21 protein-coding genes and 4 pseudogenes are annotated in these 22,472 nt (G+C 67.9%); 18 read left to right on the top strand and 7 right to left on the bottom strand.

All coding sequences use genetic code 11. The features are described 5' to 3' along the window. Positions 1-64: 64 nt before the first annotated feature. Positions 65-625, bottom strand: a complete 561-nt coding sequence (locus I6J71_RS24475; protein ID WP_204097220.1) for a hemerythrin domain-containing protein — start codon at positions 623-625, stop codon at positions 65-67. 286 nt (positions 626-911) lie between these two features. Between I6J71_RS24475 and I6J71_RS24470 the strand changes: the two genes are divergently transcribed. Continuing rightward, the gene (locus I6J71_RS24470) at positions 912-1,238 is read left to right on the top strand and encodes a DUF6401 family natural product biosynthesis protein (RefSeq protein WP_204088998.1); all 327 of its coding nucleotides are present in this window, start codon (positions 912-914) and stop codon (positions 1,236-1,238) included. Positions 1,239-1,285: 47 nt separating this feature from the next. On the opposite strand, the gene I6J71_RS24465 is transcribed toward I6J71_RS24470, so the two are convergent. From I6J71_RS24465 to I6J71_RS51025, 3 genes and pseudogenes are all read right to left on the bottom strand, one after another. Next, positions 1,286-2,140: a hypothetical protein gene (locus I6J71_RS24465; protein ID WP_204088997.1), complete on the bottom strand. Its 855-nt coding sequence runs from the start codon at positions 2,138-2,140 to the stop codon at positions 1,286-1,288. Between the two features lie 642 nt (positions 2,141-2,782). Next, positions 2,783-3,160: an ATP-binding protein gene (locus I6J71_RS24460; protein ID WP_239153881.1), complete on the bottom strand. Its 378-nt coding sequence runs from the start codon at positions 3,158-3,160 to the stop codon at positions 2,783-2,785. 296 nt (positions 3,161-3,456) lie between these two features. After that, positions 3,457-3,576: pseudogene (locus tag I6J71_RS51025) on the bottom strand (hypothetical protein); the annotation flags it as partial. Between the two features lie 6 nt (positions 3,577-3,582). Here I6J71_RS51025 and I6J71_RS24450 point away from each other — a divergent pair. Beyond that, complete coding sequence (locus I6J71_RS24450; RefSeq protein WP_204088994.1) at positions 3,583-4,302, top strand: acetate uptake transporter; 720 nt, start codon at positions 3,583-3,585, stop codon at positions 4,300-4,302. Between the two features lie 1,097 nt (positions 4,303-5,399). Here I6J71_RS24450 and I6J71_RS48760 read toward each other — a convergent pair. Together I6J71_RS48760 and I6J71_RS48755 are read right to left on the bottom strand one after the other, a co-directional pair. Further along, complete coding sequence (locus I6J71_RS48760; RefSeq protein WP_239155626.1) at positions 5,400-5,789, bottom strand: hypothetical protein; 390 nt, start codon at positions 5,787-5,789, stop codon at positions 5,400-5,402. 106 nt (positions 5,790-5,895) lie between these two features. Next, positions 5,896-6,237 (bottom strand): annotated as a pseudogene (locus tag I6J71_RS48755) (DMT family transporter); the annotation flags it as partial. A gap of 669 nt (positions 6,238-6,906) precedes the next feature. Between I6J71_RS48755 and I6J71_RS24440 the strand changes: the two are divergent. The 16 genes and pseudogenes from I6J71_RS24440 to I6J71_RS24370 all read left to right on the top strand — a co-directional run bounded on the left by I6J71_RS24440 (position 6,907) and on the right by I6J71_RS24370 (position 21,223). Continuing rightward, the gene (locus I6J71_RS24440) at positions 6,907-7,263 is read left to right on the top strand and encodes a hypothetical protein (RefSeq protein ID WP_204088993.1); all 357 of its coding nucleotides are present in this window, start codon (positions 6,907-6,909) and stop codon (positions 7,261-7,263) included. 135 nt (positions 7,264-7,398) lie between these two features. Next, positions 7,399-8,451, top strand: a complete 1,053-nt coding sequence (locus I6J71_RS24435) for a response regulator transcription factor (RefSeq protein WP_204088992.1) — start codon at positions 7,399-7,401, stop codon at positions 8,449-8,451. A 107-nt stretch (positions 8,452-8,558) separates the two neighbouring features. After that, entirely contained in the window at positions 8,559-9,887 is a 1,329-nt protein-coding gene (locus I6J71_RS24430) for an FAD-binding oxidoreductase (protein WP_204088991.1), read from the top strand. Between the two features lie 30 nt (positions 9,888-9,917). Beyond that, positions 9,918-11,249, top strand: coding sequence for an MFS transporter (locus I6J71_RS24425; RefSeq protein ID WP_204088990.1), 1,332 nt, complete (start codon positions 9,918-9,920; stop codon positions 11,247-11,249). Further along, entirely contained in the window at positions 11,246-12,121 is an 876-nt protein-coding gene (locus tag I6J71_RS24420; RefSeq protein WP_204088989.1) for a fumarylacetoacetate hydrolase family protein, read from the top strand. The genes I6J71_RS24425 and I6J71_RS24420 overlap by 4 nt, the downstream gene beginning before the upstream one ends. After that, positions 12,040-12,597 (top strand): VOC family protein, encoded by a 558-nt coding sequence (locus tag I6J71_RS24415; protein ID WP_204088988.1) that lies wholly within the window; start codon positions 12,040-12,042, stop codon positions 12,595-12,597. Before I6J71_RS24420 ends, I6J71_RS24415 begins: the two co-directional genes overlap by 82 nt. A gap of 449 nt (positions 12,598-13,046) precedes the next feature. Next, positions 13,047-13,685, top strand: a complete 639-nt coding sequence (locus I6J71_RS24410) for an HD domain-containing protein (protein ID WP_204088987.1) — start codon at positions 13,047-13,049, stop codon at positions 13,683-13,685. A gap of 1,379 nt (positions 13,686-15,064) precedes the next feature. Continuing rightward, positions 15,065-15,436, top strand: a complete 372-nt coding sequence (locus I6J71_RS24405; RefSeq protein WP_204088986.1) for a cupin domain-containing protein — start codon at positions 15,065-15,067, stop codon at positions 15,434-15,436. A gap of 79 nt (positions 15,437-15,515) precedes the next feature. Then, complete coding sequence (locus I6J71_RS24400) at positions 15,516-15,974, top strand: carboxymuconolactone decarboxylase family protein (RefSeq protein WP_204088985.1); 459 nt, start codon at positions 15,516-15,518, stop codon at positions 15,972-15,974. A gap of 125 nt (positions 15,975-16,099) precedes the next feature. Next, a pseudogene (locus I6J71_RS48750) lies at positions 16,100-16,278 on the top strand (leucine zipper domain-containing protein); the annotation flags it as partial. A gap of 94 nt (positions 16,279-16,372) precedes the next feature. Then, positions 16,373-16,618 carry a hypothetical protein gene (locus I6J71_RS24395; RefSeq protein ID WP_204088984.1) on the top strand — a complete coding sequence of 82 codons (246 nt, stop codon included), beginning with the start codon at positions 16,373-16,375 and terminating at the stop codon, positions 16,616-16,618. Between the two features lie 163 nt (positions 16,619-16,781). Then, a complete protein-coding gene (locus I6J71_RS24390; protein WP_204088983.1) occupies positions 16,782-17,516 on the top strand; it encodes a FadR/GntR family transcriptional regulator in 735 nt (244 codons plus the stop codon). Between the two features lie 20 nt (positions 17,517-17,536). After that, complete coding sequence (locus I6J71_RS24385) at positions 17,537-17,908, top strand: cupin domain-containing protein (protein WP_204088982.1); 372 nt, start codon at positions 17,537-17,539, stop codon at positions 17,906-17,908. Positions 17,909-17,945: 37 nt separating this feature from the next. Continuing rightward, positions 17,946-19,376 (top strand): MFS transporter, encoded by a 1,431-nt coding sequence (locus I6J71_RS24380; RefSeq protein ID WP_204088981.1) that lies wholly within the window; start codon positions 17,946-17,948, stop codon positions 19,374-19,376. 89 nt (positions 19,377-19,465) lie between these two features. Then, on the top strand, positions 19,466-20,395 hold the full coding sequence (locus I6J71_RS24375) for a polysaccharide deacetylase family protein (RefSeq protein ID WP_204088980.1): 930 nt from the start codon (positions 19,466-19,468) through the stop codon (positions 20,393-20,395). 468 nt (positions 20,396-20,863) lie between these two features. After that, the gene (locus I6J71_RS24370; RefSeq protein WP_204088979.1) at positions 20,864-21,223 is read left to right on the top strand and encodes an MmcQ/YjbR family DNA-binding protein; all 360 of its coding nucleotides are present in this window, start codon (positions 20,864-20,866) and stop codon (positions 21,221-21,223) included. Positions 21,224-21,569: 346 nt separating this feature from the next. On the opposite strand, the pseudogene I6J71_RS24365 reads toward I6J71_RS24370, so the two are convergent. Next, positions 21,570-22,316, bottom strand: a pseudogene (locus I6J71_RS24365) (transposase family protein). Positions 22,317-22,472: the final 156 nt, after the last annotated feature.

Here is a 22,472-nt window from a genome sequence, read left to right as displayed (position 1 = left end):
CCCCGTCGCGGCGTCTCCCGCCGCTTGCGGCGGCCGCCGCAAGCGCCGCGCGCCTGGCCCGTGGTCAGGTAGATCGGCTGGACAGTGCGTCGCGGATCTTGTCGATGAAAGCTGCGCCCGGGGCGAGCAGCCGGTTGGCCGGCGGTTTGTCCGGCGCCGAGGGATGGGGCCGGGTGGGGGCCGTCTTCTTCGCGTCCAGGACCTTGCGGCCCAGCCGGCCCAGCTCCTCGACCGAGCACGCGGCTCGGAGCTTGGGCAGGAGGACCTTCTCCTCGTCCTCGATGTGGTGGCGGATGTCCCGGATCAATCTATCGAGCAGTTCGTCGAACTGCGAGTCGTCCGGCTGCAGTCCTTCGAGTTCCTTCATGACCTGTTCTGCTTCGGCATGTTCCTGAAGCTCCTTGTCGGCCAGCTCGTCGCCGTTCTCCAGGTACTTGCGCGCCGCCGGATACATGAACTGTTCCTCGGCGACCGAGTGGCGTACGAGCTCTGCGATGACGTGGTCGGTCAGGTCCTTGCGGTGTGCCCAGTCGGTACCGCTTTCCAGCTCGGCGAACACCGCTTCCACCGCCCGATGGTCCTCGGTGATCACTGTGATCAGATCAGTGTCTTGTTCGGAGGCCATGGAACTCACTCCCGTCCTGCAGTATCGATACCGCCGGTATACCCACTTCACCAGCATCAAACGTCCGGCGACCGACGACGACCGGCATCGCGCCGACGAGCTCCCCACGCCACAGCGACTGCCCGTCGGACATGCCGCTACAGCACCGCGGGCGCTGTCCTGCGCCGGGTGAGCGGCGCGACACATGCCGGCGGTTCTCGGCCGGCGTTACCGTGGGCGAGTGTTGAGTGGATGGTTCGAGGGCCGGGCTCGGCGGTATCTGGCGGATTTGGCCGATGAGCTGGGGATGACGGGACTGGCGGGGATGGCCGCGGTTCCGGCGCTGGCCGCGGCGGTGGACCAGCACGCCGCGGCGGTGCGCGACATCCTCGTGCTGGGGGTGGAGGGTTCGGCGTCGGTGGCCGCGGCGGTGCTGCTGGCGTCCTACGCGCGCGGGCTGATCGAGCAGGTCGAGCTGGATTCCGGTCGTGCCTGGTCGCCCGCCGTCGACGCGGCCGGGTGGGCGATGCCGTCGTGGCTGCAGCTGCGGTTGCTGGCGGTGTGCCAGCTCGCCCGCGGGCACCGCTCCGGTCCGCTCACCGACGATCAGGCCGGGCTGCCCTCGCTGGCCTGAGCTGCGTGGCCGGGCCGCGAGCGGCCCGGCCACGCAGCCGGGGGCGATCAGGGCCGGGTGCCGGGCGGAGGGACGTCGTCTGCGGTCGAGCGGGCGTGGTCCGGGGCAGTGTCGCGGGCGGGCGCTGTGGTGGTGCCGGCCGGTGTGGCGGATGCCTCCGTGGGCGCTTCGGAGCGGGCGGCTGCGTCTTCGCGGCCACGCTGGCGGGCCTGTCCGGCCGCGCGCGGGATCTCCTCGTCCACGCGGTCGAGCCAGCGCTGCCAGCGCTGTTGCATCGGCCGGATCAGCCCGCCCCCGAAGCCCACCACGGCGATGCCGCCGATGGTGGCCAGCACGGTGACCAGGACCGGCGTGGTGACGGTGGTGGCGATCCCGATCTGGTTCACCGCGGCGATGATGCCCAGGCCCCAGATGAACACCGAGGCGATCGTGGCCAGCACCTTGCCGTAGGACGCGCCGGACAACACTCCGGAGATGAGGTCCTTGACGGCGCGGGCGATGGCGGCGGCCACGACGATGATGATGATCGCGACGGCCGCGCGGGGCAGCCAGGCGACGATCGCGGTCAGCAGCGCCGACACCGGGTTCGGGCCCCACACCCCGAACGCGATCTCCAGGGTGATCAGCAGCAGCGCGTAGAACAGCAGCTTCGAAATGAGGTTGGAGGCGTCGAACTTCGACTTCTCCAGCATCGTCTTGATCCCGCCGCGCTCGACGAGGCGGTCGAACCCGACCCGACGCAGGACCTTGTCGACCAGTTTCGCGATCGCCTTCGAGATCAGCCACCCGATGACGAGAATGATCAGGAACACGACCAGTTTCGGCACGAAAGTCGCGACGCTGGCCCACGCGTCGGAGATGCCACGCCCGACATCAATGGCAGCCAATGAGTAGGTGGCCATGAATTGCTCCCTGTTCACATGGGTGTCCCCGACGGCCACCCGATTGGGGCACCGTCTACCCGTCCCGTGCGCCCGATACACCCGAATTTCTCGGTGACTCTCCCAAAAGAACCTTGCGAAGAAGGCCGGAAATTCACGCGATCGTCGCGGTGACGAGGCAGGGGACCACCACGCACGCCGTAGTGGGATGGGGCGCGTCCTCGGGCAACCGTCACCCACCGCTGATGGCTCCGTGCCCACCGAGCAGGTTCGGCTTCGCCCGACGCGACGACCGCACGGGGCCGACGCGGTGAACGCAGACTCACCGGCTCATCGGCGGTACTGGCCCGGCAGCCCCTTCGCGTTCGCCGGCGCGACGTCGTAGGCCACGGAGGCAGCAGAGATCTCGATTTTGCGGCCGGGGCACAGCGCACCACCCGCTGCCGGGCTCGGACTTCCCGCACCGGAGGCACCGGTTCGACGGGTGCTCTTGCTCGGTCACGCCGTGCCGCTAAGCCTGTGTCGCTCGACGAGCGGTGTCCGACAGGCGCTCGCGCAATGTGGCGTGGGCGGCATCGCGGTGTCGCCGCGTTCGGTTACCGCAGCTTGGTCATGGGGGCGCAGATCACGGGTGCTCTTCGACGTGGCGGGTGAGTTGCCGAGTCATGGTGACTGCGGTGCCTTTCCGGTGGCGTCGATGGCGGCGTGGTGGGCGAGCAGGTGGATCAGGGGCCCCGCGCCCGCGTAGCGGGTCGGGTGCGGGATGGGGGCGGCAGCCGCCGTGGTCGGTGATGCGCACGTGCTGGTCCTGGCGGTGAGCGCGCACATCGATCGTGCCGTCGGGTAGGCGTGCTCGGCGGCGTTGACCAAGCCCTCGTAGGCCACGAGTTCAAGGTCGCCGATCAGGGCGTCGGGCACGTGGCGGGCGCGGGCCCAGCGGACAAGGGCTTTCCGGAGGACGGCCGCATCCTCGAGGCTGGCCGGGTGTCGCAGGTGCAGCGCCGGCGGAGGCTCACCGTCCGGGTCGCCGGCCGAACGCATCCCGTGGCTGCTCCTTGATCTCCGCTGATCAGCGGTGGCGCATGCCATGGCATATCCGCGTGCCGGGCGAGTATGCCCGCGGTGGGTTGTGGCCCCCGCGCGGCGCGGTTCAGCGCGGCTGGAGGGCGTCGTGGATGGTGTCGTAGTAGTCGAAGTGCCGGCCGAGACCCAGAAACCTGCAGTGTGCGGGGGGAAGCGGCGAGCCGCACGGGGGTCGATTCACCGGCCGTGAGCTCGGCGTCGACGAGGGCCCCGATCGCGGTCGAGGAGAAGAACGCGGTCTCGCTCAGGTCCATCACCAGCACACGAGGGCCTTCGGCGAGGGCGTCGTGGATCGCCTCCTGCAGGACTGGGGTGGTGAGCGCGTCGAACTCACCGCGGACGGCGATCACCACGCCCTCGCGACCAACGGTCATCCGGAGGTGGCCACCGCTCCGGATCTCGCCTTCTGGCGAGAGCACACGCACATCAACCTCAGCCCGATCGCTGCCCCGTCGATCCTGGGCCTGTTCGGGTTCGCCGCGTCGACGTTCATGGTCGCCGCGAACATGGCCGGCTGGTTCGGCGACAACACGACCACCCCGTTGCTGCTGGCACCGTTCGCGTTCGCCTTCGGTGGGATCGCTCAGTTGCTGGCCGCGATGTGGTCCTACCGTGCCCGCGACCCACTCGCCACCGCCGTCCAGGGTGCGTGGGGTGCGTTCTGGTTCGGCTACGGGCTGTTCCAGCTGTTCGTCGGGCTGGGCGGGCTGCCCGGAATCGCGGCCAGCCCGCTGGCCGCGACCGCGTTCGGGTTCTGGTTCATCGGACTCGCCGCGATCACCTGGACCGGGTTCTTCGGCGCACTGGCCGAAAACGCGTCTGTCGCCCTGGTCCTGCTGGCCCTCGCCGCCGGTTCGACGCTGCTGGCCATTGCCCTGATCGGCAGCTTCCCGACGATCGAAACCATCGCCGCCTACTTCCTGCTCGCCTCAGCGGTGCTGGCCTGGTACACCGCTTCCGCCATGGTCCTGGAGGCGACGTACAAGCGCGTCATCCTGCCGATGGGGAAGATCGGCCCGGCGCCGAACAAGCCGGGTGCGATTCCGCGACAACCCATCCAGTACGAGTTCGGCGACCCCGGCATCAAAGCCGGGCAGTAGAGCCGCAGGCCGCACACAAGCCGGCCCGGCCGCGACTGCGTGATCGGGTGGAAGTCACCACTGCGAGTCGCCGCCGCGGTCCGGGCGGTGTGTCCGACAGCGACCGTCGGACCGGGTACCGCGCAATCGCTCGCGCGGTACCCGGTGACAGGCGGCAGCACGGTGTTCCGGTGAAGCCTGAGCGTCGAGTTCAGCGATTACCTCGACGTCGGCAAGTCCACTTGAGACGAACGAGAACGCTTCGAGTCGAGCGACAAGGATTGGGTCGAGCCCAGTACCTTACGTCGGCGCCGCGCATTTGACGCGACGCTGAGGTCACGGCTGAACGAGTTCGGCTGGATCGAACATGCCGCCCCTGAACCTATCTTGCGGACTGCGGGGCGGCGTGCGTCGCCCGGAAGGTCTGGATGAAGGCAGATTGCCGGTCCTCGGGACGTGATACCCGTCCGGCGGTGAACCCGCCACGGGATTCGAACAGCGCGAACCGGATGTCGGCCGGCGAGTAGGTGCCGCGTTGCCGCAGGGCGGCACGCAGGTCGTCCTCGGTGAGGTGACACGCGCAGCCTGCGACGGTCGATCTCGCCGTCGGTCACCAGAATCTGAACGCGGTGGTCCAGCAACCGGATCACCGGTGGGAAAAGCCTCAATCGGCCCAGCACCATGGAACGCGATCAACGTGACCGGCGCGGCCAGCCCGAGGACGAAGGAGGTTCCCGTGGCTGTTGCCGTCCGCGGCCTCTGATCGCTCCAACGGCGACAGCCACCACAAGGCCGAAGATCCGCAGTTCAGGCGCGCTTCGCGGTGCCGGCCGCAGCCCAGCCAAGGCCGCCACAGCGAGCATGGCCGTTTTCGAGCACACGCCGCAGCGACCCCATGCGCTCGTGGCGTGCCGCCGGCCCACTACGGGATTTTCCCCAGCGGCGCGCTTCTGATCCTGCTTGGCGTCAAGCAACCGGTTACGCATCAGCTGCTTCGTCGAACGCCGGGATCCCGCAGCGCCGGCAGCAGCCCAATGTCGTCGTCCCGGCCCACGTTTGCTCCTGTGCTATGCGGAAGAGGGGCTGGGGCGCGATCGAAATCCGGGTCAAGGGCGCATTCACGGCCGTTGAGCGCGCGGCTGGTCGGCCTGCTCCGTTGCGCCCTGCGGACCGTGAAGCAGCGGCGAGCGGACCAGAAGTAAGGTGCCGGCTGCGACCAAGGCCGCCCCGCCGGCCTGCGCCAGGATCCAAACCCCGTCTCGCACCTGCTCCCCGAACACCGCGACTCCCCAGCCGATCGAAGCCAGCGGGTTGGCCAGGGTGAAGCCGGGCTGTGAGGCCACCAGCCGGCCGGCACGCAATGCGTTCTGCAGGAGGAGAAACCCCGTGGGACCGACCACCAGCAGAGCCCAGGTCTGCCAGGTCCGCACGGCTTCGCCGATGCCCTCGTTGAAAGCCGCGGTCATCGCGGCCACCAGGGCCGCGGTAAACCCGAACCAGACACCCACCGCCACCCCCAAGGTACGCTGCCCGCCCCGCATGGCGGTTGCGATATCCCAGGACTATCAGCGTACCCACCACCAGTACGGTGACCGCACATCCCCAAGCCCAAGCCGGCGCGGGCGCACCGCGCGGATTCCCGCCGTGCGGAGCGAAACCCACGAGCAGCAACGCCGCCCCACCGGTCATGCCCGCCACCGCACCCCATTCCCGGGCCCGCAACCGAGCGTGGAATACCACACTCGACAACACCAGTGTGAACCCCAATTCGACCACGAGAACGGGCTGGACCAGCAGGATCGGCCCGGTCGCCAGCGCGGCGGCCTGCAACGCGAACCCGACTACGATGGCGCTGATACCCCCCAGCCACACCGGCTGTCGAACCAGATCCCACACCAGCCGCACCGACAACGAGTCGCCATCCGGCTCACGACGAGTCGCCTTGCGTTGCAGCACTGAGGCCGTCGCGTTGGCCACGGCCGCCAGGAGGGCGAGGATCACACTCAGTGTCACAGTCAACGGCTACCCGCGAAGCCTCCGTCCACACGCGCTGAGCAACCGCCGATTGCGCCGCTCTCGACGGCATCACCAGCGGATCACCGGCGTTTGCCTGCGTTCGCGTTCAAGACCGGGAGCCTGGCGCTGGTGGTCACCGCGGTCTTGGTCACGATGGGCGGTCCGCTGCCGATCAATCCCGTCTTCCAGCGAAGAACATCCGTCCGGCCGTGGTGGAGGTGTCGACGCCCTGGTCGAGCAACACCCAGGTCAACCGCCTTCGCCTGTAGCTGCCGGCACAGGTGCGCCAAATGACCAGCTGAGCCGGTCGAGCTTGGTCACCGCGAGCTGGTCGCCGGCCCGGTTGGCTAACAGCGGCCTGTGTCCAGCCGCGATCGGCGGCGAGCTTGCCGGAGGCCTTGTCGAGGGAGAACCCGTCGCACCCGGCCGCCGCGAGGGCGTCGCGCTGGGGCGCGGGGCGCTGGTCGCGAGTGGACACCCACAGCTGGCGATCATGGTCCAGACCGTCTCGAAAACGCCGAGAACGTGACCTCGGAGCGGACACGGCACGCTTTACAGATCGCTCCTGCGGAATTAAGCACGAGGGAATCTCTGGTCTTTCTCGCGGGTGTGAGCGCGTCCGGTGTGCTGCTGTTGCCGGCGTGCGGCGGCGGGACCACGCCGAGCGCGAACAGCACCCCCAGCTCTGACCCGTCGTCGAGCACTTCGGCGACGTCGTCCGCGCTTACGGCCACGGCCACGTCGTCGCCGGAGTCCTCTTCGGACGAAGCGCCGGCCACCGGCCAGCCCGTCGCCAACGGGCTGTGCAAGGCGCCCGACGTCACGTTGTCCCTCGGCCCGGGCGACTCGGGCGCGGGGTCGACCTACCGGCCGTTGCTGATCAAGAACAAGAAACAGTGCTTCGACCACATATGTCGCACGATCGTTTGTGCATCACCTGGGCAGGCGCAGCCTGAACCACGTTGACGCGCTAGGTGGCGTTGCGAAGCTCTTCCGGTGAGCTGTTGCCAGTAGACCTGGACGAGGTCTCTGTCGTGAACACCGGCGGTGGCACTTCGGCGGCCATGTCACCATGGTGCAGGCAACCCTGGAGGTCATCGGATGATCGGCACCGACGACATCGACGACACTGACGTGACGTCTGTGAGGTCGGTGCTGGCGGAGCGTCTCGCTGCTCTACTCGCGGACCGACCGCGCGCCAATCCCGCCGTAGTCGCGGAGGCGGTGCGCGCGGTGTGCGCGGTCGATCACGTGGCGTTGGTCGAGATCGAGTCCGGCATTTGCTCGGTCGTCGCGACGGCGGGTGCGGATCTGCTGGCGATCGGGACCAGGTCGCCCGCGGTGGTGTCGAGCCGGCTGGTCGCGGTGTCGGCCGGCCGGGAGTGGTCCTCGGCCGACCTGAGCCGGGAGCCGGGGTTCGATCGGCCGATCGACCAGCTGTACCTGAGCCTCGGGATTCGGGCCGGCGCCGGATTTCCGCTCACCCTGCGTGGCCGGCCTGTCGGAGCGGTGTTGCTCAGCAGCACCACGCCCGGCCGGGACTGGGCACCGCTGTCGGCCGCGATCGGCGAATCAGCCGGCTTGCTGGGCGCACTGCTCGGCTTCGGCCGTGGCCACGGTGAGCCACTCCGGGTCGTCGTGGTGCACCCCGACCCGCTGGTCGCCCACGGCCTGGCTCGGGTCGTGGAGCGCGGGCTGCCCGCAGAGGTCGACGTGGCGGCCGGCCTGTGGGATCCCCGGCTCGGTGAGCTGGTCGCCAAAGCCGACGTGATCGTCGCCGACTCGGTCGTGGAATGGGCGAAAGACCTCGAAGGGCTCGTCGTAGTGCACGACCATCCGGGGCCCGTCCCCGCGTCCGGGAACGTGGTGAGCCGGGAAGCGGCGCCCCGGTCATTGGTGGTCGCGGTGGCCCGGGCGTCGAGTGTGGCCGGAGCTGACCGGCCGGCGGCGCCGGGTCCCGGACTGTCCACCCGCGAGTTCGAACTGCTTCGCGAACTCGCCACCGGCCGGTCCTACAAGGAGATCGCCACGCGGCTCCAGCTGTCCGCGGCGACTGTGCGCAGCTATTCACGCGGCCTCTACGCGAAGCTCGGTGTGCATTCCCGTGGTGAAGCGGTGGCCAAGGCCTCGCGGTCCGGGCTGCTCGAGGTCTGACACCCACATTTGTGGGTCTTTCGCTGCGTTGTCGCACGTCATTGATGCGTGGTCGCGCCTCAAGCTCGCGTCGCACACTGTGCGCGACCTTGAGAAGGAGGCCACCGTTGACCGCAGTAGCCACCCGCCTGCCCGCCCTCGTGCGGCACTTCGGAGACCGGGCCATCCTGCCCGGCGACTCTCGCTTCGAGGCGGTCAGGATGGTCTGGAACGGAATGATCGACACTCGCCCGGCCGCGGTCGTGCGGTGCGCGGATGCGCCCGAGGTTGCGCTCGCCCTGCAGATCGCGCGCGACGAGGGACTGCCGGTGTCTGTCCGGGGCGGAGGACACCAGATCGCCGGGGCCGCCGTCGTCGCGGACGGTCTGGTGCTGGACCTGTCGCCGATGCGGGCCGCCGACGTGTGCGCGGACGGGACGGTGATCGCCGGAGGCGGTGCGCTGCTCGGCGACCTCGACCGTGCCACGGCCCGCGTCGGCCGGGTGGTGCCGGCGGGGACGGTGTCGCACACCGGTGTCGGTGGCCTGACGCTCGGCGGCGGCGTGGGCTGGCTGTCCGCCAAGCTCGGTCTGACGTGTGATTCGCTGCTTGCCGTCGAACTCGTGACCGCGTCCGGCGAGATCCGCATGGTCGATGCGGAGCGGGATCCGGATCTCTTCTGGGCCCTGCGCGGACTGGGGCCGAACTTCGGCGTCGCCACCCGGCTCGTGTTCCGGACGCATCCACAGGGCCCCGTCGTCGCGGGCCGCGACGAGGTCGGGCTCGGCCGCGCCGCCGCCGTCTTGCGCCGGCTCGGCGAGCACGCGGAACACCTTCCCCGGGAGCTCGGTGTCCTCGCCCGCTTCGAACGGAAAGCGGATACGCCGGTGCTCGGCGTCGAGTGGGTCTGGTCCGGCGACCCCGCGCTCGCCGCGGCCGGGACCGCTCCGCTCGGCCTCGGCCGCGCAGACGCGCGCACCTGCCGGTTCACCGAGGTCCAGGCGGCCCAGGACCACCGCTTCCCGCACGGCCGTCACTACTTCCTCAAGCCGACCCAGCTCGCCACCCTCGGTGCGGCCGAAGCCGACGCTCTCGTCGAATGCGCGGCCCGGCTGCCCGAGGGCGATCCGCAGCTCGAAGTGCTGCGGCTGCGTGGCGCGATCACCGACGTCCCGCAGGAGGCCACTTCGTTCCCCGGGCGCGCGGCGGCGTTCGCGGTCAACGTCTCCGCTTGCTGGGACGACCCGGCCGCGAGTGGCACGCAGAGCGGCTGGGCACGCGCGGCGCACGCCGCGATCGCCGGGCTGGGCCCCGGCGGTGCCTACCTCAACTTCGCGGATCGGCACTTGGACCTTGCCGCGGTTCTCGGTCCGGATGTGCACAACCGTCTCCGCGACGTGAAACGCCGCCACGACCCGGACGACGTCTTCCGCCCAGCTCTTCACATCACCCCCTGATCCCCGGACCCGAGCAGTGAGGCTTGTGACATGACGGTTCCTGCCCGACTCACCTTCGAAGAGCTGCTCGATCGGCCCGGCGCGCGCCCGCTTCGCAGGGTAGTGCTGGTGCTCTGCGCTCTCGTCACCACTCTCGACGGCTTCGACACCCAATCGATCGCCCTCGCCGCCCCGGCCATCTCCCGCGAGTGGGACGTGCCCGCGGCCGCGTTCGGCACCGTGTTCGGCATCGGCCTGGCGGGCAGTCTCGTCGGGACCGTCCTGCTCGGCAGGCTCGGCGATCGGTATGGCAGGCGGCGCATCCTGATGTTGTCCGTCGCGCTCTTCGCCGTCTGCTCGCTGCTCACCCCACTCGCGGACTCCATGCCGGTGTTGGTCGTGGCCCGCCTGCTCACGGGCATCGGGCTGGGCGGGGCCCTGCCCGCCGCGATCACGTTGACCGCCGAGTACGCGCCTTCCGCTCGTCGCGGCTCCTTCGTCGGCTTGATGTTCTGCGGGTTCCCCTTCGGTGGCGTGCTCGCCGGTGTGCTCGCGGCTCCGCTCGTGCCCGCGTTCGGCTGGGCAAGTGTTTTCGTAGTCGGCGGCGTGGTTCCGCTGGCTCTGTTCCCGGTGATGTGGCGGGCGATGCCGGAGTCGCCGCAGCACCTGCTCGACCACGCCGACCGGATCGGCCTCGACCGCGTGCTGGACCGGCTGGGCACGCACGGTGTCCAGGTAGCTGCAGTGCCGGCCCCTGCCCGCTCGCCGATCGCCCGGCTGTTCGCCGACGGACGCGCGCGCGGCACGGTGCTGCTGTGGCTGACGCTCTTCCTCGCCCTGATGCTCGCGTACCTGCTCGTCAACTGGATCCCGCTGGTGAGCCGCGCGGCCGGTGCGAACGCAGCCGGCGCGTCGCTCGCGGTGGCCACGTTGAACGTCGGTGCCATCACCGGCTGCTTGCTGCTGGGCCGGATCGCCGATACACGCCGTCCGACCGTCGTGGTCGGCTCGGGTTTCGTGCTCGGGGCACTGGCCATCGCCGCGGTCGGCGTCGTCGGCACCACGACCGGCGCGCTGCTCGCCGCGACGTTCGTGGCCGGCTTCTTCGCGATCGGCTCGCAGATGTGCCTGGCCGCGGTGTGCGCGGGCTTCTACGAGACGTCGTCCCGAGCGACCGGTGTCGGGGCGGCGATGGGGGCTGGCCGGATCGGCGGCATCGCCGGCCCGGTCCTGGGCGGCATCCTCCTCGGCGCGGGGTACGCCTCCTCGACGATCTTCCTCATCACCGCGGTCGCCGCGGTACTGGCAGCCGTGACAATCATCCCGGTAGGGGCGAGCGCGCCCCGATCCGCAGTCGTCACCGCGAAGGAGCTGATGAAATGACCTGGTTCGCCCTGACCACAGTGGACTTCGACGGATGCGCTCGCCCGGGGTTGCTGCTGGAGGACGGCAAGCTGAGCGCGCCGGCGGAACTGGGCACGACAACGGTGCGGGACCTCCTCGACGACTGGGCCGCCGCCCTGCCCCTGCTGACAGGTCTCGCCGAGGCACCTGGTCCTTCGCTGCCGGCGGGCACCAGGGTGCTGACCCCGGTCCGGTATCCCGATGCACTGCTCGCGGTAGGGGCGAACTACGCGGGGCATCTGCGGGAGATGGGCTTGACCGTCGAGCGGTGGGCCACCATGCCCTACTTCCACCGTCCGCCGCGCACCTGCCTCGTGGGGCCCGGCGACACTGTCCGGATCCCGGACACGACCTCCCGCTTCGACTGGGAGTGTGAACTCGCGGTCGTCCTCGGGCACCAACTCCGGAACGCTTCACCGGACGAGGCCCGCGCGGCGATCGCGGGTTACACGATCGGGCTGGATCTGTCCTGCCGTGATCTGCTCCGGGTCGACAACGACCTCAAGATCGACCTCGCCCGTGGGAAGGCACAAGACACCATGGCCCCGTGCGGCCCCGCAGTCGTGCCGGCGCAGTTCATCCCCGACGACAGTGACCTGTGCATCTCTCTTTCCGTCAACGGCGAACCCATGATGGCCGCCTCCACCAGCGAAATGCTGTATCCCGTGGACGAACTGCTCGCAGAAATCAGCCGGCACACCACGCTGGTGCCCGGCGACATCGTCTTCACCGGGTCACCGGCGGGATCAGCGGCCGACCACGGTGGCCGATGGCTGCGCCCAGGCGACCGCATCGACGCGACCATCACCGGCATCCCGACCCTGACCGTCACCATGCAGGAGAAACCTTGACCCAGCCAAGCTTGTCCGGCATCCACCACCTCAAGCTGCCCGTCCGGGACATCGCGGCCGGTCTCAGCTGGTTCGAATGTGCGCTCGGCGCGCAGCACATCGAACGGTTCGACCATCACGACGAGACGGGCGCACGCTACGCGGTGATCATCATGCTGCCGGGTGTCGAGGTGCCGATCGAGCTGCGGCTGGCGCCCGCTGCGGCTGAGGCCATCGCCGGATACGACCCGGTGACCTTCGGCGTCACCGATCGGGCCGCGCTCGACCGGTGGATCGAACACTTCGATGCGGTCGGCGTCGCGCACACACCGGTGATTTCCGGATTCATCGGAGACCTGATCGACTTCACCACTCCTGACGGCCTCGCGCTCCGCCTGTACACGGTCCCCGAAGGCGGTTTCGACGCCGTCGAACTCGACCCGGAACGCGCCGACATCTCGTCGATGCACCTCAGGCGCCGGATCATGCGGCGCTGAGGTCGCCACCGATCGGACAGTGTGCGCTGGTGGTTTCTGTCGCCCCATGCAGTTGTGGATCGCGGTCTCCGAACCGGCCGCGGCCGCGGTGCCGGGAAACCAGCTCGCCGAGCCCGCAAGGCACGAGCCCGACGACGCGGAAAGGAAGTGCGGTCGTGATCGGCGACCCCGACTGGAACCGTTGAGGCCCACCGTTCACAAAGCCGAGCGCTTGCCGGGTCGCCGGCACTGAGGCGCTCGAACGGAAGGCAGCGTCTATCGGTAGCACACCGCTCTCCCGGCAACGGCCATGACCGGGTCGAATCCGTGGCAGACGGGCCGGCGGGCTGGAATTTCGCCATGTCTTGATTTGAGTGGTTGCCGGCCGGACGAGAGCGGCGCCGAACGCGGGCAGTCGTCAGCATGATGGGCGGATGCACACACACTCCGTCCGGAAAGGCATAAAGGTCATGTCACAAGTCATCGCAGGGTTGGAGGTTCCTGAAACGGCGGCAGTCGCCGAAGCGACCCAGCTCATCCAGGAAACGACGAACCCTCTCATTTACCACCACTCCCGGCGGGTCTTCTTCTTCAGCCTGATTCACGCGCAGAAGCTCGGCGTGGAGCCGGACCCGGAGCTGCTGTACCTGGCCGCGATGTTCCACGACACCGGCCTGCTGAAGCCCTTCTCCGAGGTCGAACAGCGTTTCGAGGTCGATGGCGCCGACCACGCCCGCAAGTTCTTGCTCGAGCGCGGTTTTTCGACCGCCGCTACCGACACGGTGTGGGCGGCGATCGCGCTGCACACGACGCCGGGCATTCCCAGTAAGATGGGCGCGGAAATCGCGACCACCAATCTTGGCGTGCTGACCGATGTTCTCGGCGTAGGTTTGGATTGGATCGACCAGGATCAGATCAAGGAGATCGTCGGCGTCCACCCGCGGGAAGACTTCAAGTCCGAGTTCCTGAAAGCCTACGTCGACGGGAACAAGGATCGCCCCGACACCACGCACGGCACCGTGAACGCCGATGTGCTCGAGCACTTCGTCCCAGGCTTCCGGCGGCCGACCACGGTCGAGCTCATGCTCGGCAACCCCTGGCCAAACTGAAGCGGCCACCGTCTTCAGCACGACCACCGCCCACCACGAGCACACTGGCGCTGCGGGGCGGGGCTTGCAGCACGAGGCCCACGACCGTGCGCGCCTGGTCGATCACGTCGGCCCGCCCGGCCGGCCAACGAGTGCGCCCGCTTCGCGGGGCCAGTCCGCGCCTACGGTGTATTCGGCCACGACGGGTAGCCGGATTCCTGGGGGAGCGGGGAAGAGCCTGGTTGACGTGCGGTTTGTCTCGGGCCCGCTCCACATCCGGACGCTCGTGCCGCGCGTGTCCCGGCGGCCCCGCGGTAACGCAGGGTAGCGGCGAGTGGGCCAGATTCCGGCGATGTCGTCGAAGTGGTCGGTGCCCTGACCTCCGCGCATTCGGCGGGATGTCTCGGGCCGCGGGGTCGGTGAACCGACCGCCGGCCGCGGTCGGGGGAACGAGGTCTGCTGCTGGCCCTCTCGCCCGTCGGCATGTTCGCCTTCGGCTTCAACCGGATATTCGACAGGAAGTGAAATTGTGGCGCGGGCCGTGTGGGGTTTGGGCCGTCAAGCAGTAGCGCCCGGTGGCAGACGCCCGGCACCAGTGGGGCTGCCGTTCACCTCGTTCCCGCCGACTTGGCGAGGCGGGCAACAGGACAGACAGCCGCCTTGGCAGGGACACCGTCGAGCTGGCCGTCGTATGGCCGACCGCCACCACAGGCCGGAGATCATCGGTGCTCGCACTGCCCGAATCTGCCGCCCTGCTCCCGGCGGCCCACTGGCGGGGCAGCGTGTACCGCGGGGTGATCAACCCGGACAAACTGTCGCCACGTCTGAGCTGTCACACCTTGAGGGGCTGACTCGTCTCCCTGATGAGCACGCACAACGAGACGACGAGGGAATGTCGCGAGCAGGTCTGCTCGATCGAGCGCCCTCCCAGTAAGGACTTTCATGCTTCATTGCTGTTCGAGGCCGAACCGTCGGTGTCGCGGAGCCGGCGTTCGCGAACCTGCCCTCCACGCGGCGGGGCTGGTGTTGTCGTGGCACCGGGGTACGGCGCTGCCGACCTGAGTGTCGGCCGGCGCGGTGTTCGGACTGACCGGCCGCGTCAGCCCCTTCCTCGAACGTCAGATCAAGCCCCGGTGGGCGACGGCGGCGCGCTCGTCGCTATCGCCGCGCGCCCGAGGTCCAGCCCACGAACGCGCGCCTTCTCCGCCCCGGCGAGCGTCCCCAGTAAGACGAATCACCCGCGTTACCCAGAGCTGAACAGGAGATCCCTCATGATCGGAATGCGGATTGCCGGTGGCGTCCTTGCCGTTGCCACGCTGGCCGGCGCCACGGCGTGCGCTGCCTCGGACCAGCCCGCCGCCGCTCCGGCGCCGACGGCCACCACAGCGCCGATGCCTGCCATGTCCACCATGTCCGCGGGGGCATCGCAGCCACCCACCGAATCCCTGACTCCGCTGCTGCAGCAGGCCCTGCCGAATGTGCAGGGCAAGACCTTCACGTCGGCGATCGTCACTTTCCCACCCGGCGCACGCGCAGCCGCGCACCGGCACGGCGACGCGTTCGTCTACGCCTACGTCCTTGAAGGCACCGTGCGTAGCCAGCTCGAAGGCCAACCCGTCACCACCTTCCACCAGGGCCAGAACTGGTTCGAGCAGCCGGGTGCGCACCACGTCCTCACGGAGAACACCAGCTCCACGGAACAGGCCAGGCTCCTGGTGGTCTTCGTCGCCGACCCTGGAGCCCAGCTCAAGGTCGACGACCCGCACTCGTAACCCCGCACCGCCCACGGCGGGATTCTCGAGGAACAACCCCGTTGGCCGACAAGGCCACGCACAACGAATCGGAGCAACAGTGACGAACACGCAGCGCGTCCGCATCGACAAGCAGCACCCGGCCGCCTACAAGGCCCTCATCGCCCTCTCCGCCGAAGCGGACAACAGCGCCGCCGCAGCGGGACTCGACCCGCTCCTGATCGAACTGGTGCGAATCCGCACCTCCCAGATCAACGGCTGCGCGTTCTGCCTGCGCATGCACACCCGCGACGCGCTCGAAAAGGGCGAAAACCCCGACCGGATCGCCGTGCTGCCTGCCTGGGAGGAAACCGGATACTTCTCCGAAACCGACCGTGCCGCCCTCCGTCTGGTGGAAGCGATCACCAAAGTCTCCGACGGACACGTCAGCGACGAGAACTACAACGCCGCTGCCACCGCACTGACCGAAGACCAGATCTCGGCCGTCGCCTGGATCGTCGTCGTGATGAACGCTTTCAACCGCGTCGCGATCACCAGCCGCTACGACGTCGCCGGCTGACCTCGACGTGATGTCCAGGGACGCTGTTCTCGCTTGAGGCGAGGCGGTCTGTCGTGCAGGCCGGCGAAGGCTTCCGGTTGTGAAGTGGAGCTGTCGGGGAACAGCTTCACCACCTGGAGGCCTTCGTGTCCCACCTTAACGCTGCGTTGACGCCGCCTGGCGCGGTTGCGTCTTGCCCGGTTGGTCGTCGAGGACAGCTGGACTGTCGCCACAGCGGCGCGGATGTTCATGGTCGCCCCGCTGCACCGCAGGCACGCCCTCGGCACGGCACCGTGCCGGGGGAGAGGCCGGCATGACCGACCGCCCTGCCGCTCGCAGCCTCGCCGGCGCACCAAAACCGTTCTCCACCAGCGCATGCATGGCCGTCCGCTCACCTTCGCGCGCTGGCGGACGGCCAGGTGATCTTCGAGAAGAACCTCGGCGAGACCTGCGCCGGCGAGAAGGTGCAGCTGGAGGCCGACCGCAAGTGGTTCCCGATCGCTCCCGCTCGCTGGCCACGGCTGGAGGTGATCGTCCAGGTCGTGGACGGCGCCGTCGCCCGCGTCCGCGGTGTCGAGGCGGAACCGGCGAAGTGGGATACCGACGATCCCCGCCGACCGGATTCAGCCATCCGCCGGTCTGGGCGCCACCTACGTCGCCTGTGAACGCGGCCGGGTGGGCTGGGACGAACGGTCCGTACCCCGACAGCCCTCGTGTTTGGAGCTTTCATTACCAGTGCCTGCTCGCTGATACAGCCGGGCAAATCGTCCTGGCCAAGCCGGCGACAGGGCCCTTGTGCGCCTGGAGGCACTGGTCTAACCTCTCAGGATGCAGTCGTCAGACCAGTCAGCTCTGCCGCAGCGGCGGTATTTGCGCGTAGCTCAGGCGCTTCTGAGTGAGATACAGCAAGGGGGCCTGGCTGCGGGGGCTCGACTGCCGTCGGACCGCGAACTCGCCACGAAGTTCGAGGTATCGAGAGCAAGCGTTCGTGAGGCGCTCTTTGCACTGGAATTGAGCGGTGCCATCACGGTGCGGCACGGGGACGGCACCTACGTGGCGGACCTGCGCCGGGGCCTGTCCCAGCGCTCCGGGCGTGAGATCGGTTCAACGCCCGAGCACGTCATCGCAGCTCGGCTGGTGGTCGAGCCACCGGTTTCCCGTCTGCTTGCGGCAAGTCCCGGTGATCTTGACCTGGACAAGGTGCAACGCGAGCTTGACCTGGCTATCGGCTTGATCGACGAGCCGGCGCAGCTTCCCGACTTCGTCAATCACTCGATGGCTTTCCACGCCGACCTGGCCGCAATGTGCCCGAATCACCTTCTCAGTCACTTCGCGTCGGAGCTGGTCGAGATCGACCGGCAGCCCTTGTGGGTCTTGATCAACCAGATCGTGCTTCAGGACCACAAAAATCGTGTCCAGCTGATCACCGACCATCAGCGCATCCTCGACGCAATTCGCAGCGATGGTCCCCAGGGTGCTGAGGATGCCATGCGGGATCATTTGCGCCTGAACAAGGAACAGCTCTTCCCCGGGCAAGCCGGGATCGAGTGGCCAGGACTCTGACAATATCTCGAAGGGGAAGCATGACCGACAGTGTCACGGGAAAGTACGTTCAGGTCACCGTGGATCCCGCGAACCCTCCGGCTGACGGACTGTTGTTGAGTGGAACCAACGTCCCCGAGATTCAAAATTGCCTCGGAGTGGCGACGATCCCACCAGGGGCGCCCCGGACGGAAACCATCGCGCACGCCACTTCCGAGGTCATGTACGTTGCCCAAGGGGTGGGTCGACTGCACACCGACCAGGGAGTCCTGGACTTCGAGCGAGGTCAGGCCATCTTCATCCCGGCGGCTTCCTGGCACGCGCTGGAGAACACCGGAACCGAGGACCTCGTCTCCGTGTTCTCCTTCCCCTCGCCTTCGCGGCCGTCAACGCAAGCCAAAAGGGTGTCTTGAGGAACAATCGGCAACCCTCGAAACAGGAAGTTGAATCATGGCATTCGACGCCAAGCCCGCCATGAGCCAAAAGCCCAGGTCGCTCGGTGAGATCATCGACGACATGGGACTCACCAGGACCCATTATCTTGCGCTCGCCCTCGTGGTGCTGGGCGGGCTCTTCGAGGTGTTCGAACAGCTCATTCTCTCGGCGCTGGGACCCTCCCTTGAAAAGAGCCTCGGGATCGATGCCTCCACTTTGGCGTTGCTCTCGACCGTAAGTCTCATCGCGATTGTCGTCGGTGGCATCAGCGGCGGAGTGATCGCCGACATGCTGGGTCGCAGGAGCCTGCTGGCCGTCAGTCTTGGGGTCTACTGCGTGGGCTCGGTACTGTCGGCGATGGCTCCGAACTCGGCCGTTCTTGGCCTCACGCGGATCGTGACCGGCCTCGGGGTCGGCGGCGAGATCGCCGTTGGGCTCACCTACCTCTCGGAGTTGACCCCGACCAAGGTCCGGGGTGTATTCGTTTCTCTGTTCAACACGATCTCAGCGGGCGTCGGGTTGTTCCTCGCCTACGCCTACACGTTGCTTGTGATCGGCCCGCTCGCCTCCGCTGTCGGCGCCGGCGACAACGCCTGGCGGTGGGCCTTCGGTTTGCTGGGCCTTCCGGCTGTCCTGATTTTCTTCTTCAGGCGGTACCTACCCGAGACACCGGCTTACCTCCTGAGCCGGGGCAAGATCGAGAAGACGAACGAAGCTCTCACGCGACTGGCGACCGGAAGGCTGCGCCTCCGAAGTGGCGACATCCACCACTACGTCGACAGCCAGACCGTCGCCGTCTCGGAGAGCGCGCAGCACGAGCGTTCCGCATTTCAGGCGTTGAAGAGTGTGCTCACCAGGCCACTTCGCCGGCGCACCATCGCCCTGGGGATCGCGGCATTCCTGGCGTGGGGTGCCGAGTTCAGCGTCGTCCTGCTCATGCCCATCATGCTGGTCAACCGAGGGTATTCGGTGCAGGGCAGCGTGGCCTTCACGATGGTGCAGAACCTCGGCGGCCTCATCGGATGCGCGATCGCCTCGTACGGCGGATTTGCGATTTCTCGCCGGACCGTAGTTTGTCTGGGTTCGGTCTGCGGCGCGGCCGGCGTTCTCGCCTTCGCTCTGTTCGCTCAAGGTGACACGCTCATCCTGGTGCTCGGCTTCTTGTTCCAGATCTTCGTACTGCTCGTCAACACCACCATCTGGACTTGGGCGCCAGAGCTGTTCCCGACCCGAGTCCGTGGTTTCGGAACGGCCGTCGTCGTAAACACCGGCTTTGTGGGCGGCGCGCTGCTTCCGTTGGTCGCCAGCTCTCTCCTGCAAGGTGTCGGTGAGTTTTGGGTGTTCGCCATCGTGGCTGTGATGTACCTGGGCTTGGCGCTGGCGGCGCTGTTCGTGCCGGAAACCCATCGCGTCCCCCTGGAGGTGCTTCACGGATCCGGCAAATGAACAGGCGTTTCCGCCGTTCGATCGAGGACAGTGCTGCGCCCGTCACGTGGTGAGCCGACCGTGATTTCGTCAGTGAGGATACGAGGTCGATGAAAGATATTTCCAGCAACCTGAGCCGAGATCTGATCGGATACGGCAAAGAAGCACCGGCGGTGCAGTGGCCCCATGGTGCCAATGTGGCCGTCAATATCGTGGTGAACTACGAGGAGGGGTCCGAATACTCCCACGAGATGGGAGACGGCGAGAATGACAGCCTGGCCGAAGTGGATTACGCCTTTCCCGCCCATATGAGGGACCTGGCCAAAGAGTCGATGTACGAGTACGGCAGCCGGGTCGGCGTCTGGCGATTGCTTCGCCTCTTCGATGAGTACGACATCAAAGCCACGTTCTTCGGCTGCGCAGTGGCCTTCGAACGCAATCCGGAGGTCGCGTCCGTTGCCCGGGAGGCCGGGCATGACCTACTCGGGCACGGGTGGCGCTGGGAAGAGCACTGGCGCTTGACGCGCGAGGAAGAAGCCGGCCGGATCAAGAAGGCTGTTGAGTCTTTCAAGGAGACGTGGGGCGAAGCCCCGAGTGGCTGGTACTGCCGCTACGGCCCCTCGATCAACACGCGAGAGTTGGTCGTGGAGCACGGGGGATTTCTGTATGACTCGGACGCGTACAACGACGATTTGCCGTACTACGTCGAGGTGAACGGTGTTCGGCATCTCGTGGTGCCCTACTCGTTGACCTACAACGACATTCAGGGAACCCGCTCACCGAACCTGTTCCTCGATTACCTGAAGCGCGGCTTTGACGAACTGTGGCTGGAAGGCTCCCGGGGTCGTCCCAAGATGATGTCCATCGGCCTCCACCCCCGGCTGGTGGGACAGGCGGCACGTACGGGAGCGTTGCGGGAGTTCATCGAGTATGCCCAGGCCAAGGGGGGCGTCTGGTTTGCCCGCAGGGTAGATATTGCCCGCTGGTGGGCTGAGCATTCGGACGAGTTTGCCAGTGGGCGAGCAAACAACGACAGCTAATGCGGGCTTGGTGTTGTCGTCGGGCGGCGGGAGCCTGACCAAGCCCTTCGGGTTCCTTCTCGGCCCGAGTGGTCCATGTGGGCCTGGCCGCCGGACGAACCTGGCCGGTGATCCGCGCGGCTTCCGCTTCAGCGCGGGCACCGTGTAGGTCGGCCGACCGATCCTCGCGCCTTTCGCGGTCTGCGAACACACCCCTGTCCCCGAACGGGGACACCAAGGGCGAGGTCTCTGCTGGTCGAACTACGGAGCGACACGCCGAAGTTGCGATGCGGCCGCGGCGGACTCCGGCTGAGTCACTTGAATCGAGCCCGTCTCATCAATAGCTGGCCGCCGAGTGCGACGTTGCGGGTCCGAACTGTTGCCGCGGTGGGCACTCTGTACCTGATGATCGGGGCACCCTGGTGATGCGGGCGACCCCGTGCACTGCGCCGATCTGGCAGTCTCGTCGTCGGGGTGAGGAGGTGTGTCATGGCGGTGATCGAGGATGTCCGTGCCCTGGGCTCAGAACTTGAGCGCTCCTACCCGGTGTACGTGCGTGGCCGGTTGAAGTTCCGGGTCAAGCAGATCGTTTATGTCGCGTTCTCCCTTGACGAGGCGGTGATGGGTTTCGCGTTCCCGAAGGAGGAGCGGGCCGCGCTCGTCGCCGGTGAGCCGGGGAAGTTCCGGCTGCCGTCGGAGTCGGACATGCGGTTCAACTGGGTCGACGCGGAGCTGGCTGCGCTGGACCCGGCCGAGGCTCGCGAGTTCGTCGTGGATGCGTGGCGGATGGTGGTCCCCCGGAAGGTCTCCCGTGCCTACGACCTCGCCCATCCCGATGGTCCGGGATGACGGGGCCCAACCGGCTAGGGGAAGTGAGCGTCTTCGGCGCGGCGGAGCGGGACATCACCGCCATCCGGCTTCCGCGCTGGGGACGAGCGGTGCTGGGCAAGGGTGCTGTGCATCAGCGCCGCCAGCGCCCGCGAAGTCTGCGACACCCCGCACTCGCGGTCGGAGTCACCAACCGCCGCGGGTGCGTCGCCGTCATCGGCGAGGCACAGCCGGCAGCAGGTAGAGCGTGACAGTCGAGCCCGGCTTGTCCAGCCCCGACGGCTCGATCAGGTCCACCGACCCGCTCGCGCCGCGCTCTGGGGAAGTCTGGTGACTGGTTTGTGTTTGGTGGGGTTGGTGTTGCGGATCAGCCGGTGAGGAGGATGTTGTGCGGGTGCGCGATGCCGGGCACGGCGTCGTTGAGCGTGCTGGCGCAGGATCTTCCAGCAATTCATCCGCGCCAGCGGGTGCTCGATGCGGGCACGGGTCTTGCGGTGACCGGCGTTGAGGTCTGCTTGCCGGTCGGGCAGATCGCTGCTGTCACCAGATGTGCGGTAGAGCATGATCACGGCCGGGTTGCCTTGGTAGCCGCCGTCGGCCATCACCGGACGCCCGCCGGCTCGTGCTCGATTCCGCAGTCGCGGTAGACGGTGCGGTCGTCGCGATTGCCCCGATGTGCGTCGCCGGTGGCGATCACCAGCCGGGTGTCGGCGTCGATCGCAATCTGAACATTCACCGACTACCCGTAGTTCTTCGACGGTGCCGCACACCGGTGATCGCGCGTGCCCTCCACGATCGCGACCGCGTCGATTCGCCGCTTGCCGACCGCCGCCGGCGCCCGCAGCGGTGCGATCGTGTCGCTTCCCCGGTGTGCGCGGAACGCGACACCCCGAACAGCGGGCCGATCTGGCGCACCGTCAGGTTCGTCCGCCAGTACGTCGCGACCAGCAGCGCACGATCGGCCAGGTCAAACGCCGCTGACGCCCCGTCGCCCACCGGTCTCGTCACCGCCACGTTTCGCCATGACCCGCACCAGCTTGCGGAACCGACCGGGTTCCGACCCCGTGAACGGGGCAATCCACGCCGACCGCAATGCCGAAATCACCTGGGCCACACCATGATCGACGATCACCGGCAACCAACCCACAGCGGCTTACGAGATATCGCTCAGCGGGCAGGTGGATCAGGTCCAGTCGGCGTCCGAGCACGTCGTTTTCGTCGAGGTGGGTGGCGAGCTCGCTCTCGTGTTCCATCGGCAGGGCCGCGTATA

The organism is Amycolatopsis sp. FDAARGOS 1241, assembly GCF_016889705.1.
In the GTDB taxonomy this organism is placed as follows: domain Bacteria; phylum Actinomycetota; class Actinomycetes; order Mycobacteriales; family Pseudonocardiaceae; genus Amycolatopsis.
Note: the sequence above shows the minus strand (reverse complement) of the source record. Positions and strands in the feature narration are given on the sequence as shown.

Bases quoted from the DNA above. Each gene is read 5' to 3' on its own strand.
- I6J71_RS24470 (WP_204088998.1), top strand. From the start codon at position 912: ATGACGGGACTGGCGGGGATGGCCGCGGTTCCGGCGCTGGCCGCGGCG.
- I6J71_RS24370 (WP_204088979.1), top strand. From the start codon at position 20,864: ATGGCGGTGATCGAGGATGTCCGTGCCCTGGGCTCAGAACTTGAGCGC.
- I6J71_RS24385 (WP_204088982.1), top strand. From the start codon at position 17,537: ATGACCGACAGTGTCACGGGAAAGTACGTTCAGGTCACCGTGGATCCC.
- I6J71_RS24475 (WP_204097220.1), bottom strand. From the start codon at position 625: ATGGCCTCCGAACAAGACACTGATCTGATCACAGTGATCACCGAGGAC.
- I6J71_RS24425 (WP_204088990.1), top strand. From the start codon at position 9,918: ATGACGGTTCCTGCCCGACTCACCTTCGAAGAGCTGCTCGATCGGCCC.
- I6J71_RS24380 (WP_204088981.1), top strand. From the start codon at position 17,946: ATGGCATTCGACGCCAAGCCCGCCATGAGCCAAAAGCCCAGGTCGCTC.
- I6J71_RS24390 (WP_204088983.1), top strand. From the start codon at position 16,782: ATGCAGTCGTCAGACCAGTCAGCTCTGCCGCAGCGGCGGTATTTGCGC.
- I6J71_RS24465 (WP_204088997.1), bottom strand. From the start codon at position 2,140: ATGGCCACCTACTCATTGGCTGCCATTGATGTCGGGCGTGGCATCTCC.
- I6J71_RS24435 (WP_204088992.1), top strand. From the start codon at position 7,399: ATGATCGGCACCGACGACATCGACGACACTGACGTGACGTCTGTGAGG.
- I6J71_RS24460 (WP_239153881.1), bottom strand. From the start codon at position 3,160: ATGCGTTCGGCCGGCGACCCGGACGGTGAGCCTCCGCCGGCGCTGCAC.
- I6J71_RS24415 (WP_204088988.1), top strand. From the start codon at position 12,040: ATGGCTGCGCCCAGGCGACCGCATCGACGCGACCATCACCGGCATCCC.
- I6J71_RS24420 (WP_204088989.1), top strand. From the start codon at position 11,246: ATGACCTGGTTCGCCCTGACCACAGTGGACTTCGACGGATGCGCTCGC.
- I6J71_RS24375 (WP_204088980.1), top strand. From the start codon at position 19,466: ATGAAAGATATTTCCAGCAACCTGAGCCGAGATCTGATCGGATACGGC.
- I6J71_RS24410 (WP_204088987.1), top strand. From the start codon at position 13,047: ATGTCACAAGTCATCGCAGGGTTGGAGGTTCCTGAAACGGCGGCAGTC.
- I6J71_RS24405 (WP_204088986.1), top strand. From the start codon at position 15,065: ATGTCCACCATGTCCGCGGGGGCATCGCAGCCACCCACCGAATCCCTG.